This window comes from Rhizobium sp. WYCCWR 11128 (assembly GCF_013416305.1).
GTDB lineage: Bacteria > Pseudomonadota > Alphaproteobacteria > Rhizobiales > Rhizobiaceae > Rhizobium > Rhizobium indicum.
In genome coordinates this window covers 129,902-143,949 of sequence record NZ_JACCEZ010000006.1, presented here as the reverse complement: position 1 = coordinate 143,949, position 14,048 = coordinate 129,902, and the positions used below count along the sequence as shown (strand labels likewise).

General features: G+C 61.1%; 13 protein-coding genes. 1 reads left to right on the top strand and 12 read right to left on the bottom strand.

Annotated elements, in window-relative coordinates; genetic code table 11:
- Window position 1 precedes the first annotated feature (1 nt).
- Window positions 2-1,159, top strand: a complete 1,158-nt coding sequence (locus HX898_RS19660) for a glutathionylspermidine synthase family protein (protein ID WP_138332940.1) — start codon at window positions 2-4, stop codon at window positions 1,157-1,159.
- Here HX898_RS19660 and HX898_RS19655 read toward each other — a convergent pair.
- The 12 genes from HX898_RS19655 to HX898_RS19600 form a co-directional block, all read right to left on the bottom strand.
- A complete protein-coding gene (locus HX898_RS19655) occupies window positions 1,124-1,309 on the bottom strand; it encodes a hypothetical protein (protein ID WP_138332942.1) in 186 nt (61 codons plus the stop codon). The two genes, HX898_RS19660 and HX898_RS19655, sit on opposite strands and share 36 nt — an antisense overlap.
- Window positions 1,310-1,553: 244 nt before the next feature.
- Complete coding sequence (locus tag HX898_RS19650) at window positions 1,554-1,823, bottom strand: hypothetical protein (protein WP_180195465.1); 270 nt, start codon at window positions 1,821-1,823, stop codon at window positions 1,554-1,556.
- Between the two features lie 45 nt (window positions 1,824-1,868).
- The gene (locus HX898_RS19645; RefSeq protein ID WP_180195464.1) at window positions 1,869-2,654 is read right to left on the bottom strand and encodes an SDR family oxidoreductase; all 786 of its coding nucleotides are present in this window, start codon (window positions 2,652-2,654) and stop codon (window positions 1,869-1,871) included.
- A 46-nt stretch (window positions 2,655-2,700) separates the two neighbouring features.
- Window positions 2,701-3,474, bottom strand: a complete 774-nt coding sequence (locus tag HX898_RS19640) for an SDR family oxidoreductase (RefSeq protein WP_180195463.1) — start codon at window positions 3,472-3,474, stop codon at window positions 2,701-2,703.
- Window positions 3,475-3,484: 10 nt separating this feature from the next.
- A complete protein-coding gene (locus HX898_RS19635; RefSeq protein ID WP_180195462.1) occupies window positions 3,485-4,819 on the bottom strand; it encodes a dihydroorotase family protein in 1,335 nt (444 codons plus the stop codon).
- Between the two features lie 16 nt (window positions 4,820-4,835).
- The gene (locus HX898_RS19630; protein ID WP_246697942.1) at window positions 4,836-6,545 is read right to left on the bottom strand and encodes a thiamine pyrophosphate-requiring protein; all 1,710 of its coding nucleotides are present in this window, start codon (window positions 6,543-6,545) and stop codon (window positions 4,836-4,838) included.
- On the bottom strand, window positions 6,520-7,446 hold the full coding sequence (locus HX898_RS19625) for an allantoinase PuuE (RefSeq protein WP_138388919.1): 927 nt from the start codon (window positions 7,444-7,446) through the stop codon (window positions 6,520-6,522). The genes HX898_RS19630 and HX898_RS19625 overlap by 26 nt, the downstream gene beginning before the upstream one ends.
- On the bottom strand, window positions 7,446-8,483 hold the full coding sequence (locus HX898_RS19620) for an NAD(P)-dependent oxidoreductase (protein WP_180195461.1): 1,038 nt from the start codon (window positions 8,481-8,483) through the stop codon (window positions 7,446-7,448). The genes HX898_RS19625 and HX898_RS19620 overlap by 1 nt, the downstream gene beginning before the upstream one ends.
- A 32-nt stretch (window positions 8,484-8,515) precedes the next feature.
- The gene (locus HX898_RS19615; RefSeq protein WP_180195460.1) at window positions 8,516-9,277 is read right to left on the bottom strand and encodes an SDR family oxidoreductase; all 762 of its coding nucleotides are present in this window, start codon (window positions 9,275-9,277) and stop codon (window positions 8,516-8,518) included.
- Window positions 9,274-10,707, bottom strand: coding sequence for a dihydropyrimidinase (gene hydA, locus HX898_RS19610; protein WP_180195459.1), 1,434 nt, complete (start codon window positions 10,705-10,707; stop codon window positions 9,274-9,276). Before hydA ends, HX898_RS19615 begins: the two co-directional genes overlap by 4 nt.
- Window positions 10,704-11,966, bottom strand: coding sequence for an MFS transporter (locus HX898_RS19605; RefSeq protein ID WP_180195458.1), 1,263 nt, complete (start codon window positions 11,964-11,966; stop codon window positions 10,704-10,706). Before HX898_RS19605 ends, hydA begins: the two co-directional genes overlap by 4 nt.
- A complete protein-coding gene (locus HX898_RS19600; protein ID WP_246697941.1) occupies window positions 11,966-14,020 on the bottom strand; it encodes an ABC transporter ATP-binding protein in 2,055 nt (684 codons plus the stop codon). The genes HX898_RS19605 and HX898_RS19600 overlap by 1 nt, the downstream gene beginning before the upstream one ends.
- Between the last annotated feature and the right edge of the window lie 28 nt (window positions 14,021-14,048).

The following is a 14,048-nucleotide window of genomic DNA, read 5'->3' as shown; positions in this document are numbered from 1 at the left end:
CATGAAGCGCATCACCCTTCCGGCGCGTCCTGATTGGCTTGACAAGGCGCGCGCCGTTGGCTTCGGATTTCACGAAATGTATGGCGAGCCCTATTGGCTCGATGATGCCGCCTATACATTCACGCTCGATGAGATCGAGATGCAGATCGAAGGGCCAAGCCAGGAACTGCACGACATGTGCATGGATTTGGTCGGCGATATCGTCGGAAGCGAAGAGGCGCTCGACAGGCTGGCCATTCCGGAGGATCTGCGCGATGTGGTGCAGCGCTCCTGGCAGCGCCGCGACCGCCACCTCTACGGCCGGTTCGATCTCGCTTACGACGGCACTGGCCCGGTCAAGTTGCTCGAATATAACGCCGATACTCCCACTTCGGTGTTCGAGACAGCCTATTTCCAGTTCAACTGGCTGACCGACCAGGTGGCTTTGGGTAGCCTGCCCAAGGACGCGGACCAGTATAATTCCTTGCAGGAAAGCCTCGTCGAGGCGTTCGAGCAATTTTCCAAAGAGCCGATCTTCCACTTCGCGGCGATGACCGACAATGAGGAGGATCGCGGCACGACGGTCTATCTGATGGACTGCGCAGTGCAGGCCGGCCATCGCGTCGAGCTTCTGGACATCCGCGAGATCGGCATCGATGCGCAGGGCCGTTACACCGACCTCCAGGATCGGGTGATCGACCGCTGCTTCAAGCTGTACCCATGGGAATTCATGCTGCGCGAGCCCTTCGCCCGCGATCTCGTGCGCTCGGGCGATGTTTTCGTCGAGCCCGCCTGGAAGGCCGTGCTCTCCAACAAAGGGCTTTTGCCTCTGCTCTGGCAGCGCCACCCCAATCATCCCAACCTGCTGGCTAGCTATTTCGCAGACGACCCGGCGGCCTCGAGTTTGAGCGACTATGTGCGCAAGCCACTGCTGTCGCGAGAAGGCGAGAACGTCACGATATTCCGAGATGGCCGGGAATTGATTTCTGCCCCCGGCGATTATGGCGACGAAGGCTTTATCGTCCAGGCCTATGCCCCGCTTTTCGAAAGCGATGGCGGCTTCGCCGTGCTCGGCAGCTGGATCGTCGGTGATCGCGCCTGCGGTCTTGCCGTCCGCGAGGATCGCTCGCGCATAACCGCCAATCTATCGCGTTTCGTACCGCACGTCATAGTCGGATAAGAGAAGATATATCGCTTCAGGCGCAGCGATCTTCGTGTACGCGTCGAGCGATACCGCCCGAATTTCTCGGCGAGAAGTGATGACGACCAACGGCGAGCGAGCGATCTTGCGGCGTTCATCCATATCGATCTGGGAGTAGGTGCGCTTCATATCTCGTTCCTTGCAGGGATAAACCGTTGTTATCTATTGCAAGTCGCACTTCATCATCGAACCCACCCCCCTACATACATTTATCACATAAGATAGCTTATGGAACTTCTATCACTGACCAGCCAAAACCTCGTCAGCCAAGCCCGGATCGCTTGGAGCGGATGATCCGCTCCGCAAGTCAATGACCACAGTGAATCATAATCTCGGCCACTGGATCGGCGGCCAAAATGCATTCGGAATAGATTTACCAGCAGGTAAAACCAGCATCGGCAACGACCGTCGTCGTTGCCTGGATCACCCGCCATCTGGCAAAGATCCAGGTCGTCCTCGGCACAACGAGGCTCGAGCGGGTCGTCGAAGCTGCAGTCGGCCCGGATGTCTCGCTGACCCGCGAGGAATGGTATGGGCTGTTCACATCCGCGGGACACATCCTGCCCTTGCCATCGGCGGCGTCACCCTGCGCACCGCCGAGATCATCTCCGCGTGCCTTTGCACGAGTAGTGAAGGTGCACATGCCGATCACCCACGCCAACTACGACAATCGCAGGGTATAATCTTCTCACACGCTCGCAATCAGACCACCATCGACGCGAATCACCGAGCCAGTCATATAGGAGGCACGGCTGCTCGCCAAAAAGGCGACGACATCAGCGTATTCCTGCGGATCCCCGTATCGGCCGATGGGAATCGAAGCCGTGCTGGCCGCCGAGACCTCTTCGACAGCCCTGCCCTCACGCTTGGCTTTTTGTTCGTCGAGGAAGGTGATGCGTTGCGTCGCGACGCGCCCTGGAAGAACGACGTTGACGGTCACGCCGTCGCGGCCGACTTCGCCTGCCAGCGTCTTCGACCAGCCGAGAAGTGACATGCGCAGCGAATTCGAAAGTCCGAGATTAGAAATCGGAGCCACGACACCGGACGATGTCGAGGTGATGATACGGCCCCGTTTCTTTTCGCGCATCTTCTGAAGAACGGCATCGCTGATGGCGATGACCGACAGCACCATGCTATCGAAATACTTGCGCCAGCTCTCGGTGCTCTGACCGGAAACCAGTGTCGGCGGCGGGCCGCCGGTGATGTTGACAAGCACGTCCACCGAACCGAGCTGCTTCTCGATGGCGGCGAGATTGGGCTCGATCATGTCGAGATTGGCGAGGTCCCATTCAAGTGCCATCGCCGAGCCGCCGGCTGCGCGGATGTCGACAACCGTTCTGTCGGCAGCTTCCCTGTTGATGTCGGCAACCGCGACCTTTGCTCCTTCGGTGGCGAGCGTTTTTGCAATCGCCCCGCCAAGTCCCCCGCCAGCCCCCAGTACGAGGGCGGTCTTGCCTTTCAATCCCAGATCCATGGTCTGTTTCCTTTGCGTTGTTGTTGATTGTTCGATGGGAGTCAGGTCAGCCGGCCATCCAGCCGCCGTCGACCATCATGTTGATGCCGGTAATGTAGCTCGCCATGTCGCTGGCGAGGAACAGTGCCGCACCCGCGACGTCGCGCGGTTCGCCAAGTCTTGGCCACGGCGTGCGTCGGCGCGAATAATCAAGCGCGTCCGGATCGTTGGCGACGCCCGGCTTTCCGGTGATGATCTTTCCCGGTGCAATCGCATTGCACAGGATCATATCGGCGGCGTGGTCGACGGCGATCTGCCGAGTCATCTGCACGATCGCTCCCTTGCTGACGCCATAGGGAAAGTCACCCGGGCAGGCCACCATACCGTGCTGCGACGAGATATTGATGATCCGGCCGCGTGCTTCGCCCACCGGCTCCTGCTTCAGGAACTGCGCGGCCGCTCGCTTGCAGCAGTAGAAAAAGCCGGTGACGTTGACCGAGATCACTCGATCCCACTGTTGCGGTGACGTATTGAGGAGATTGGTCGAGGTGTAGATCGCGGCATTGTTGACCATGATGTCGAGCCGCCCGAACTCCTTCACCGTTTGCGAAACCAGCGCATCGACATCCACCCAGCTGGAGATGTCGGTCTTGATGAACATGCCCTTTCCGCCCTCCGCGATAAGGCGGTCAAGCGTGCTATCGCCTCCCTCGATCGGCGCCTCGGAGACATCGGCAATCACCACTGTCGCGCCTTCTTCGGCGTAGCGCAGCGCGATTGCACGGCCGAGACCTGAGCTCGCGCCGGTGACGATCGCAATTTTCCTATCAAGCAGAGGCATAGACGTTCCTTCAGGTAGCGCTGCGGACGACTTGGCCGCGACGGGGAGCAATGAGCACGCCGTCTTTAACGATGCGCTCGCCTCGCAGAAAGACATCCGTCAACCTGCCGGCCATGCGCCTGCCATGAAACGGGGTGTAGGCGGCGCGTGTAGCCTGCTCGGCATCGGTGATGACAGTCGAATGGTTCAAGTCGACGACCAGGATGTCGGCATCGCAACCAACGGCGATCGATCCTTTCGAGCGCCCGAGCCCAAAACGGTTGGCGGGGTTGTACGCGCACATGCGCACAAGGTCCGGAAGGGCAATAAGCTTCTCCACCACAAGGTCCAACATCACCGAGAGCAACGTCTGGAGGCCCGGCATCCCACCGGGAATGTCGGCAAAAGATCCATAGGCCGCGGACTTTTCAACCGCGCTGTGCGGCGCGTGATCCGTCGCCATGATTGTCATCAGCCCTTCAAAGACTGCATGACGCAAGGCCTGGACATCGTCGTAACGCCGAAACGGGGGCGATCCCTTGAGCTTGGCGCCGGCCGTCTCGTAGTCGTCAGATGTGAAGAACAGGTTCTGGGGTGTCGTTTCGACGGTGACATCGGCCATGCTTTGAAGGCGGCACCAGGCCTCGACCCCGAGCTTCGAATTGACCTGGCGCACATGCACCCGCGCGCCGGTCTCGGCGGCCGCCAGCACTGCGCGCGCGATACCTCCGGCTTCGGCGATCGGCGGCCTACTTGCCAGAAACGCCGAAATGTCGCCGCCGCGATCACGTCCGGCGCTGCCCTCCAGAATAGATTGGTCGCCGGGGGAAACGCCTATCACCGGGCCGGCCCCTGCCAGCCGGCGCAGGATTTCCGTGACGGCATCCAGGCTGTCGAAGAGATATTCGGCGGGTACGTCAGCCGTGAATAGTTCAAGAGAAACAGGCGACAGAGCGAGCAGGTCATCCAGGCTGTCGCAGCTCTTCGAAACCACGGCTTGAAACCCGACGTCGACATGGAGGCGCCCCGTCGCGCTCGCCATCTTCTCCGACAGTTGCCGCGCGGTTGCTGTCCAGGGATCGTCCGTCGGCATGTCGAGGATGGTCGTCACGCCACCGAGCGCTGCAGCATGCGTGCCGCTTTCAAAATCTTCCTTCTGCGTCAGTCCGGGTTCTCGCAGATGCGCATGTGCATCGACGAGCCCAGGCAACAGCTGCTTGCCGCCGGCATCGATGAAACTTCGTGCCATCACGGTCTCGCCCGGCGCAAGGAGAGCAGCTACCCGCCCGTCGCGGATGCCGACATCCGCTAGACCCTGACCATCTGCATTGACGACCGTGCCGCCAAGGATCATCGTATCGAACACGTCCGCCCCCGCTTCTCTACCACAGGCCTGCGAGCCGCGGTTCTTCGTGCGTGACAACCTCGATGAGCGCGGCCTGACCGGCAGCGATCCTGTCCAGGGCGCGCAGCAATGCGGGCCGCAGGCTTTTCGGTTCCGTCACGCATTCGCCATAGCCGCCAAGGGCTTCGGCGATCGGCGCGTAATTGCCCGTCACCCGGTTCGCGTCATATTTCGCGGTGGCAATCGGCATGCTTTTGGCATAGCCGCCGAGCACGTTGTTGCGCAGGACGACTGTCAGGACCGGCAGGTTGCAGCGCACGGCGGTTTCGAAGTCGAGTCCGACCATCCCGAAGGCGGACTCGCCCATCAGATTGACGACGGTTGCTTCAGGGCGGGCGAGTTTTGCCCCGATCGCAAAGCCGAGGCCGCTGCCAAGCTGGGTGGTCTTGCCCCAACCGATATAGCTGCCGGGACTGCTTGCAACGTAGAATGGGCAAAACTGATCGCGCGGGTTGCCGGCATCATGCGTGACGATCGAATTTCTGGGATCGATTGTCTGCATGATCTCCCAGACGACGCGGTAGGGCGAGATCGGCGTGCTGTCGGATGTCAGCAGCGGCATCCACTTTTCCATGAAGGCCTCGCGAATGGCGGCGATTTCTGCAGCTGGTCGGGGGCGTTCGCCGAGCGGCAGATAATCACGGCGGATAAGGTCAATCATCTGTTTGAGGACAGAGGCTGCATCTCCGATCACCCCTTGAGCGATCGCATAGTCCTTGCCAAGATCGGCCTCATCGAGCGTCACTTGCAGGATGATTTTGTCGTCCGGGACTGGCAAGATGTAATAGGAACGCGTCAGGCTGCTGCCGAGGGCGAACACCACATCGGACTTTGCGAGGAAATGGTCGACCGTGGCAGGTCGCGCCCGGCCGGCCGTGCCCAGAGCGAGGGGATGGTCTTCGGGAAAACCGCTCTTGCCATTCGGCGTCGTCATGACCGGAATGTTCAAGAGTTCGGCGAGCTCGACCAGTTCCTGCGAGGCTGATGCCGACAGCACCCCCTGCCCTGCCCAGATGATCGGGTTTTTCGCCTCCAGAAGTGTTTCGACCAGACGGGCCACCTCGCCATCATCAGCCTGGGGCTTGCTGCGGCGTGGGCGTCGGTGATCTGCCGGCAGGGCATCGACCTTTTCGGCCAGAAGATCGACTGGCAGTTCCAGCAACACCGGCGCCGGCCGTCCGTTTCGAACACGCGATATCGCCGCATGCATCAGTTTCGGCAGATCGGCGACACGCGTCGCGGCCTCGCACCATTTGGTGATGTGGGTGAAGTTGCGGCGGGATTCGAAATTCGGAGCCACTGCCTCCGAGCCCCGCGGATAGCCGGTCGGCAGGAACAGCATCGGCACGCCGTCGTTGAAGGCCTGGGCAATGCCGGCAAAGGCGCTTTCGGCTCCGGGACCGTATTGGACCGTGACCACGGCAAGTTCCCTGCCGGCAGTCGCGCGGGCATAGCCTTCCGCAATGTTGACGGCGACGCGTTGCGTGCGGGCGATGATAGGGCGAATGTCGAGTTCGGCAGACGCATCGAACAGTTCGCTGGCCGGGAAGCCGATGATCTGCTTGACGCCCTCTTCCTTCAATACGCCGGCGACATATTGCGCGCCGTTCATCGCCTGCGTCTGAGCGCTCAGCCTTTCGGCCGGCTTGGCCTGGTTGCCGTCAGCCATGGCGGGAGAAGCCCTCATGGTTGTCCATCCAGTGGCGCGCAATATCCTCACGACGCATGAATGCGGCACCTGGCGTTTTCTTGACGTGCTCAATGACATCACGCAGCCCCGACGCCCGATTAGGCTGGCCCATCCAGCGGGCATGCACGCCGATCGTCAGCATCCGCCCGCCTGTCTCGTCGGCTTCGCCGATCATGTAGTCGATCGCCGAGCGGCAATCTTCGACAAAGTCGCGCGGGTTGCTGTAGCCCGGCGCAATGAGATAGCGGCTGTCGTTCAGCGTCTTCGAATAGGGCACCACGAGAAGCCGCGTGCCCTGGTGATCGAGGAAATAGGGAAGATCGTCGTTGCAAGGGTCGGAATAATAGAGGAAGCCGCCTTCCCTGACGATCAGATCCCGAGTGTTGACGCTTGGAAAGGAACGGCAATTCCAGCCCAGCGGCCGTTTGCCGGTCAACTTCTTGTAAAGAGCGATGGCGTCATGCAGCTGCCGCTCCTCCTCATCGCGAGGCATGCCGGAATATTCGCTCCAGCGCAGGCCATGGCCGAGCAGGTCATGGCCACGAGAATTCATCCATTCGATGACCGCCGGGTTCTTCTCCAGCGCAACCGCGCAGGCAGAGACCGTCACTGGAATATCGTAGCGGTCAAACAGGCGCGCTAGGCGCCAGACGCCGGCGCGGCTGCCGTACTCGAAATGCGTCTCGGTACCGAGATCACGCAGCGGCGGGCTATTGGGAATATTGTATTCGCCCCAATTGTCGTTTCGCCCATCGTCGAGCCAGGAATATTCGGCGCCCTCCTCGTAGTTCAGCACAAGGTTGATCGCCAGCTTGACGCCACCGGGCCATTTCATGACCGGCGGCTTCGGGCCGTAGCCGATAAAATCGCGCAATTGGTCTTTTGCAGCAGCGCCCATCACTTTCCCTCGCTCTGATTTTCGTGTTCGACGATCCAGTCCATGTAGTCGTGGAACGACTGCTTGGCGCCGCGTGGCTGCCAGCCCGTATCCCGCGCGATGCGGGCGATGTCGTAGGCACCCCACATGCCGTCCTTCAGGGAGATGTCCTGGATGATGTTGGCGGTTTCCGCCGGGCTCACTTCAACCTGCAGGCCAGGCGCACGCTCCCTCGCCCAGCCGATGATGTCGCCGATTGTCGACGTCTCACCGCTGCCGATGTTGTAGTGCCGGTAACGCAGGCGTTCTGCTAAGAGCAGCGCGATGATCGCATCAGCCACGTCAGTTGAAGTCAGATAGTCGCCGACCGGCTCCAGGCTGTTCGGCCGGATGGTCTGGCCGGCAAGCGCCATATGGGCGACGCGGTTTGGCACATGCCGGAAATTGCGGCTGTCGGTTACCCGATCCATCGGCCCGTAAACCGAAGCAAGCCGGACGGAGGCTGCCGACAGACCGAAGAGATCGGCGTAACGGTTGACCACCATCTCGGCAGCAAATTTGGAGATCCCGTAAAGCGTCAGCGGCGCAACATAGCCATCTTCGGGAAGCGGTTCGCCCGTCCAGTCCGGCCCATGGTGACGGTAGACGGAGCCCGAACTGACAAAGACGAAGCGTTCAATGCTGGGACGCTTTCTCAGCCATTCGAGAATGTGCACGGTGCCCATGAAATTGACATCGACGATCCTGGCGGGATCTTCGGCTTCGGGCTGGCGCTTTGCCTCTGCGGCACTGCCGCGCGAGATGGGGGTGACGGTCGCGCCATGCACCACGTAGCGGATATCGTGGCTGTCGAGTGTCGCTTCCCACTGGGCGGGCCTGCAGATGTCGGCCGTAACCACGGTCAGCCGATCGCGGACCGGCGCAAAATAGCGCTCCGCCATCGCATCCAGGCCAGCGCGATCGAGAATGACGACGCGCGCATCGGCATCGCGTTCGAGCCATTCCCGTGCAAGGACGCTCATGACGAAGCCGGTTCCACCGGTGACGAGAAGGGTCATTTCAAATCCATCCAAAGATTTTCAACCAGGTATCAGCGCGTCGCGTAACCGCCGTCGGCCAGGAGATCGGTTCCGGTGACGAACGATGCATCCGACGACAACAAAAATGCGGTGGCGGCGGCTATTTCCTCCGGCTGCCCGATGCGTCCGAGCAAATGCGCAGGCCCGAGCCCGGCATTGGCCGCTTCGAGATCCGGCCACCGTTGCAGCAGCCGCGGAGTGGCGACGGCCCCGGGCGAAAGGCTGTTGACGCGGATGCCATCGGCCGCATGGTCAACCGCCATGGCCTTGGCGAGATGCACGAGACCGGCCTTTGCAGCACAGTAGGCGACGGCCTTGCCGGTTGCGACATGAGCGAATTGCGATGCAATGAAGACGACCGATCCGCCGCCGGCCGCAACCATCGCCGGAAGTGCGTGCTTGCTGGCCAGAAAGGCGCCGGTCAGGATGACATCGATCTCCAGCCGCCATTGCGGCTCGGCAAGGTCGACGACACTCCCATCCGTCGAGGGTGCAGCCGCATTGTGCACGAGACCATCGAGTCGACCGAAATGTCTGGTACCGGTACCTACCGCGCGACCGACCGACATATTGTCGGTCACATCGCACTGGATGCCGAAAGCACGGGGGCCAAGGGATTGCGCGAGCGCGATGACGCCTTCCGGCGATTGATCCGCACAGATCACTGAAGCGCTTTCATCGATGCAGCGGCGCGCAATTGCCGCGCCGATACCACTCGCAGCGCCCGTCAGAAAGATCACCTTGCCGTCAAGACGTGACATCGGTGCGGTCATGATGCGAGGACCTTCGAAAGACCTTGCTGCGGTGGGAATGGTCGCTGTCGGGCAATAAACTGGCCGCGCCCGGGCTTGGCCACGATTTTTCCGTCGTCCCAGACGATATCGCCGCGCGAGATCGTCATGATGGGCCAGCCCTTGACGACCTGACCCTCATAGGGCGTGTAGTCGGTGGCGTGATGCAGCAGGGAATTGGTGATCGTCACGCTGCGATCCGGATCCCAGATCGCAATATCGGCGTCTGCCCCGACGGCAATCTGCCCCTTGCGCGGAGCAAGACCGAAAAGGCGTGCCGGCGCGCCGGACGTCAGCTCGGCGAATTTCTGCAACGAGATCAGGCCACCATTCACCCCAGCTGAAAACAGCAAAGCAAGCCGCGTCTCGATGCCGGGAATACCATTGGGAATTCGGTGGAACGGCGTCCCCGGCCCGCCCGCAATCTTATCCGCATAATGCCAGGGCGAATGATCCGAAGAAAAAACCTCCAGCGTTCCGTCCAGGATGCCGGCCCAGATTGCAGGCTGGTTCGACTTGTCGCGCGGCGGCGGCGTGCAGACGCATTTGGAGCCGGAGAGATCATGGGTGTCGATGTCTTCGGCCGAAAGGAAAAGATATTGCGGGCAGGTTTCGGCGTAGATCGGAAGCCCGCGCGCCTTGGCGCGGCGGATCTCCTCGACGGCGCCGCCCGCAGCGACATGGCTGACGAGGATCGGGGTTTCGATCAGTTCCGAAAGGCTGATCGCCCGGAAGGTTGCTTCACGATCGCCGATCGCCGAATGCGCCTTCTCATGATAGCGCAGTTCGGTCTTGCGGGCGGCGATGAACTTTTCGGTCAACCAGCGAATGCAGGCGTCGTTTTCGGCGTGAACCATGACCATCGCGCCCTGCGCGCGGGCAAGGTCGAGCACATTCAGCACCTCATAGTCATCGAGCTTCAAACCGTCATAGGTGAGGTAGATCTTGATCGAGGTGCAGCCTTCGGCGATCAGCTGAGGAATTTCGTTGTGTAACACTTCGGCTGAGGGATCGCCGACGATCAGGTGAAAACCATAGTCGATCCGCGCCTTCGGACGGGCGCGCTCATGATAGTCCTCGACGATATCGCGCAGCGACTGGCCACGCATCTGCATGGCAAAGGGCACGACGGTCGTCGTCCCGCCGCACATCGCCGACAACGTGCCGGTGTTGAAATCGTCGGCCGTCGCTTTGCCCTCCCACGGCTGCTGATCCATATGGCAATGGCTATCGACCCCGCCGGGCAGAACCAGTCGCCCCTCTGCCGCGACTTCATTTTTTCCTTCGGGCAAATCCGGTTCCAACGCCGCAATCACGCCGTCGCGAACGCCGATATCGATCTGCATGGTTGCATCCGGCAGAACCACCCGGCCACCACGGATCACGAGGTCATAAGGCTTGGCGGACGTCATTCGCTTCCTCCCGAAACGAGGCAAGGCTTGGCGGCGCCGATCGGACGGCGCAGCAGATTGAAGCACGCAGCAACAGCGACCAAAAATGCTCCACTGCCAAGAAGAAGGAAGAGAGCCTGCGGCGTAAACTGCTCCATCATCTGTGCGGCAAGCCCAGGCGTCATGATGTTGCCGATGGAATACAAAAGCAGAAGGCTGCCCGACGCGGAAACCATATGCCGGCTGTCGAGCCGCGAATTGGCGTAGGCGATGCCTACAGGGTAGATCGTCAGCGCGACTGCGCCATAGGCAAAGAAAAGGCCGTAGAGCAGCGCCTGCGGCCTTACTCCCGGCCACGCGATTGCCGCACACAAACCAGCTGCCGCCAGTCCCTGCAGAAGGAGCAGCACGCGCCGGTCCATACGGTCCGAAAGCCATCCGACCGGCGCCTGGGCAAGCATGCCGCCGAGGCTAAAAGCCGTCACTAGCGTCACCGCAACGGCAGCATCGAGGTTCACCCGCTCCGCATAGATGGGCGTCATCGTATAGACGTTCATATTCGTCATGCCGGACTGGAAGACGCAAACGACGGTGACCGGCGCTAGAGCAGCGAGCCGCCAAATGCCATACCGATGCCCGGAGTGGGCGTTACCCGCATCGACCGTCACCGCCAGCGGCAGCCGCAAGACAGGCCAAGGTCCACCAACAAACCGGGCGTAGATCAGTCCAAGCAGGATCACGCCGAGCACGATCTGAAAGAGATGGGGAGAGTCCGCTCCGGCCGCTTCGACAAGCAATTGCGCAAATAGCGTCGCCAGCGACGTCATCAGCATATAGAGCGAGAAATAGGCTCCGCGGTTCTTCTGGTCAGCGTAAAGATTGATCCAGCTCTCGGAAACGACGAACAGCGTTGCGATGGAAAAGCCGTTTATCAGACGCAGGCAGAACCAGACCGGAGCGACTTCCGTCAGCATGTAACCGCAGGCGCCGAAAGCGGCGAGCAATGCCACGGCCAGGAAAGCCCGCTCATGACCGAAGCGGACGACCATGACACGGGCTGACAGGCAGCCGGCAAGGAAGCCTATGGGAAACGCCGTCAGCAACAACTGGACGATACGGGGATCGATTGCGGGGTCACTAAGGTGAAGAGAAACCGTCGTCGTCAAAAGAGAATTGCCAGTCGCGACGATGCAGATGCTCGCCATGACATGCAGGATTGCGCGAAGCCCCGCGGCCCTCCGCCAGAAGTCACCAATCGTCCTATCGGGATCGCGCATCATTATGCCTTTTCGGCGGGAGCAAGGACGGAAGGCCGGGCCGCGAGATCTGCCTGATCGATGTGGCAGAGAATCTCATGCGTCTCGGACATCTTGCGCAGCGGCGGCGGAGCTGTGTCGCAGATGCTGCCGAGCTTACGGTGGCACCGCGTTGAAAAACGGCAGCCGGCGGGTACGTTGACCGGGCTCGGTGTTTCGCCGGACAGGCGAATACGCTCGCGCGGCGCTTCATCCGGATGCGGGCTGCGGATCGCTGAGAGAAGTGCTTCGGTATAGGGATGCGCGCCCTCACCGAAGACTTCCTCGACGGTCCCCTGCTCCATGATCTTGCCGAGATACATGACCACGACCTTGTCTGCCACGTGGCGAACCAGCGCCAGGTCGTGGCTGATGAACAACATCGTGGCATGCTTTTCCCGTTGAATATCGAGGAGAAGCGTCACGACTGCGGCCTGCACCGAGACGTCGAGCGCCGAGACCGGTTCGTCGGCGACGATGAGCGAAGGTTCCGCCGCAAAGGCGCGTGCGATGGCGATACGCTGCTTCTGACCGCCCGACAGCTGGTTCGGCTTTCGGTCCGCGACGGCTGGAGACAGACGCACCATTTCCAGGAGCTCGCGGACGCGCTGCTCAATCTCGGCCTTCCCTTTGCGGATACCGAATTTCTTGATCGAACGCCGGATGGAAAAAGCGGCCGAATGCGAGGGATTGAGCGTGCTATCCGGATTTTGAAAGATCATCTGAATCTGTTGCAGCAGCGCGCGTGGACGTTCGCTGGCCTGCAGTTCGGCGATGTTCTCGCCAGCCATGCGGATTTCGCCCGACGTCGCCTTGTCGAGACCCGTGACGAGGCGCGCAAGCGTGGATTTTCCGCAGCCGGACTCGCCGACCAATGCCACGATCTCGGCTGTTGCCGCTTCGAAACTGACCGCTTCGTTCGCCTTGACGGTCTTCCGGCGGCCGACGGGATAGAGACGGTTCACATCGGATAGCGTTATCGCCGTCGATTTTGCAATCATCTGTGTCTCGACCGGAGCAAGCGTGGCTTCTGCTGCCGAAATTTCCGGCCAGCGGACGCAGCGCACCAAATGCTCTTCCGCCGCTGGCTCCAGGGCAAGGTCCGGACGGTCGCAGAGGCCGGAGACGAAACTCGAACAGCGCGGTCCGAAAAGACAGCCCTGCGGCCTTTCCTGCGGTAGCGGGATCGACCCCGGGATGGCAGCGAGCGTGCGGCTGCGCTTATCGCCGGTAATATCGGGAATGCAGTCGATGAGGCCGCGCGTGTAAGGATGCTTCGGCCGGCGAAACACTTCGCCGGTCGTTCCCTCTTCGACCATCTCGCCGGAATACATGATGCCAAGACGATCGCAGCTCTCTGCGATCAGGCCGAGATTGTGCGAGATGAACAGCAGGCTGGTCGAATAGCGTTGGCGCAATTCGGCGATCAGATCGATCACCGCAGCCTCGACGGTCACATCAAGGCCCGTCGTTGGCTCGTCAAGCAGCAACAAGGACGGCTTGGCAAGCAATGCCATGGCGATGACCACGCGCTGCTGCTGGCCGCCGGACAGCTGATGCGGATACCGCCTCATCATGTCGCCGGGGTCCGGCAGGCGAACGTCGGCAAGCATCGCCTCCGCCATCGCCATTGCGTCCTTCTTGCTGGCGCCCATGTGGAGCAGCGGCACTTCTGCCAGTTGCGCGCCAATCGTCTTGACGGGATTAAGCGCGCTCATCGGATCCTGATAGACCATCGCAATCTGCCGCCCACGGATGGAGCGCAATTCCCTTGGGGTGGCATCGACCAGTTGCTTGCCATTGAACCGGATGCTGCCGCCTGCGATCACCCCGGTGGCCCCGAGATAGCCCATGATCGCCATGGCTGTCGTGCTCTTGCCACAGCCCGATTCACCGACGAGACCGTAACTTTCGCCGGGCATGACCTTGAACGAGAGGTCCGGGATCGCAACGACCGTTTCGCTCTTGCCGCGAAACTCGATGCGCAGGTTCTGAATGTCGAGAACGGGTTCACGGTCGATCGATGGCGTGATGGACATGGCCGCTCCTTGAAGATTGGACGCGATG

Bases quoted from the DNA above. Each gene is read 5' to 3' on its own strand.
- HX898_RS19660 (WP_138332940.1), top strand. From the start codon at position 2: ATGAAGCGCATCACCCTTCCGGCGCGTCCTGATTGGCTTGACAAGGCG.
- HX898_RS19655 (WP_138332942.1), bottom strand. From the start codon at position 1,309: ATGAAGCGCACCTACTCCCAGATCGATATGGATGAACGCCGCAAGATC.
- HX898_RS19650 (WP_180195465.1), bottom strand. From the start codon at position 1,823: ATGTGCACCTTCACTACTCGTGCAAAGGCACGCGGAGATGATCTCGGC.
- HX898_RS19645 (WP_180195464.1), bottom strand. From the start codon at position 2,654: ATGGATCTGGGATTGAAAGGCAAGACCGCCCTCGTACTGGGGGCTGGC.
- HX898_RS19640 (WP_180195463.1), bottom strand. From the start codon at position 3,474: ATGCCTCTGCTTGATAGGAAAATTGCGATCGTCACCGGCGCGAGCTCA.
- HX898_RS19630 (WP_246697942.1), bottom strand. From the start codon at position 6,545: ATGAGGGCTTCTCCCGCCATGGCTGACGGCAACCAGGCCAAGCCGGCC.
- HX898_RS19625 (WP_138388919.1), bottom strand. From the start codon at position 7,446: ATGGGCGCTGCTGCAAAAGACCAATTGCGCGATTTTATCGGCTACGGC.
- HX898_RS19620 (WP_180195461.1), bottom strand. From the start codon at position 8,483: ATGACCCTTCTCGTCACCGGTGGAACCGGCTTCGTCATGAGCGTCCTT.
- HX898_RS19615 (WP_180195460.1), bottom strand. From the start codon at position 9,277: ATGACCGCACCGATGTCACGTCTTGACGGCAAGGTGATCTTTCTGACG.
- hydA (WP_180195459.1), bottom strand. From the start codon at position 10,707: ATGACGTCCGCCAAGCCTTATGACCTCGTGATCCGTGGTGGCCGGGTG.
- HX898_RS19605 (WP_180195458.1), bottom strand. From the start codon at position 11,966: ATGATGCGCGATCCCGATAGGACGATTGGTGACTTCTGGCGGAGGGCC.
- HX898_RS19600 (WP_246697941.1), bottom strand. From the start codon at position 14,020: ATGTCCATCACGCCATCGATCGACCGTGAACCCGTTCTCGACATTCAG.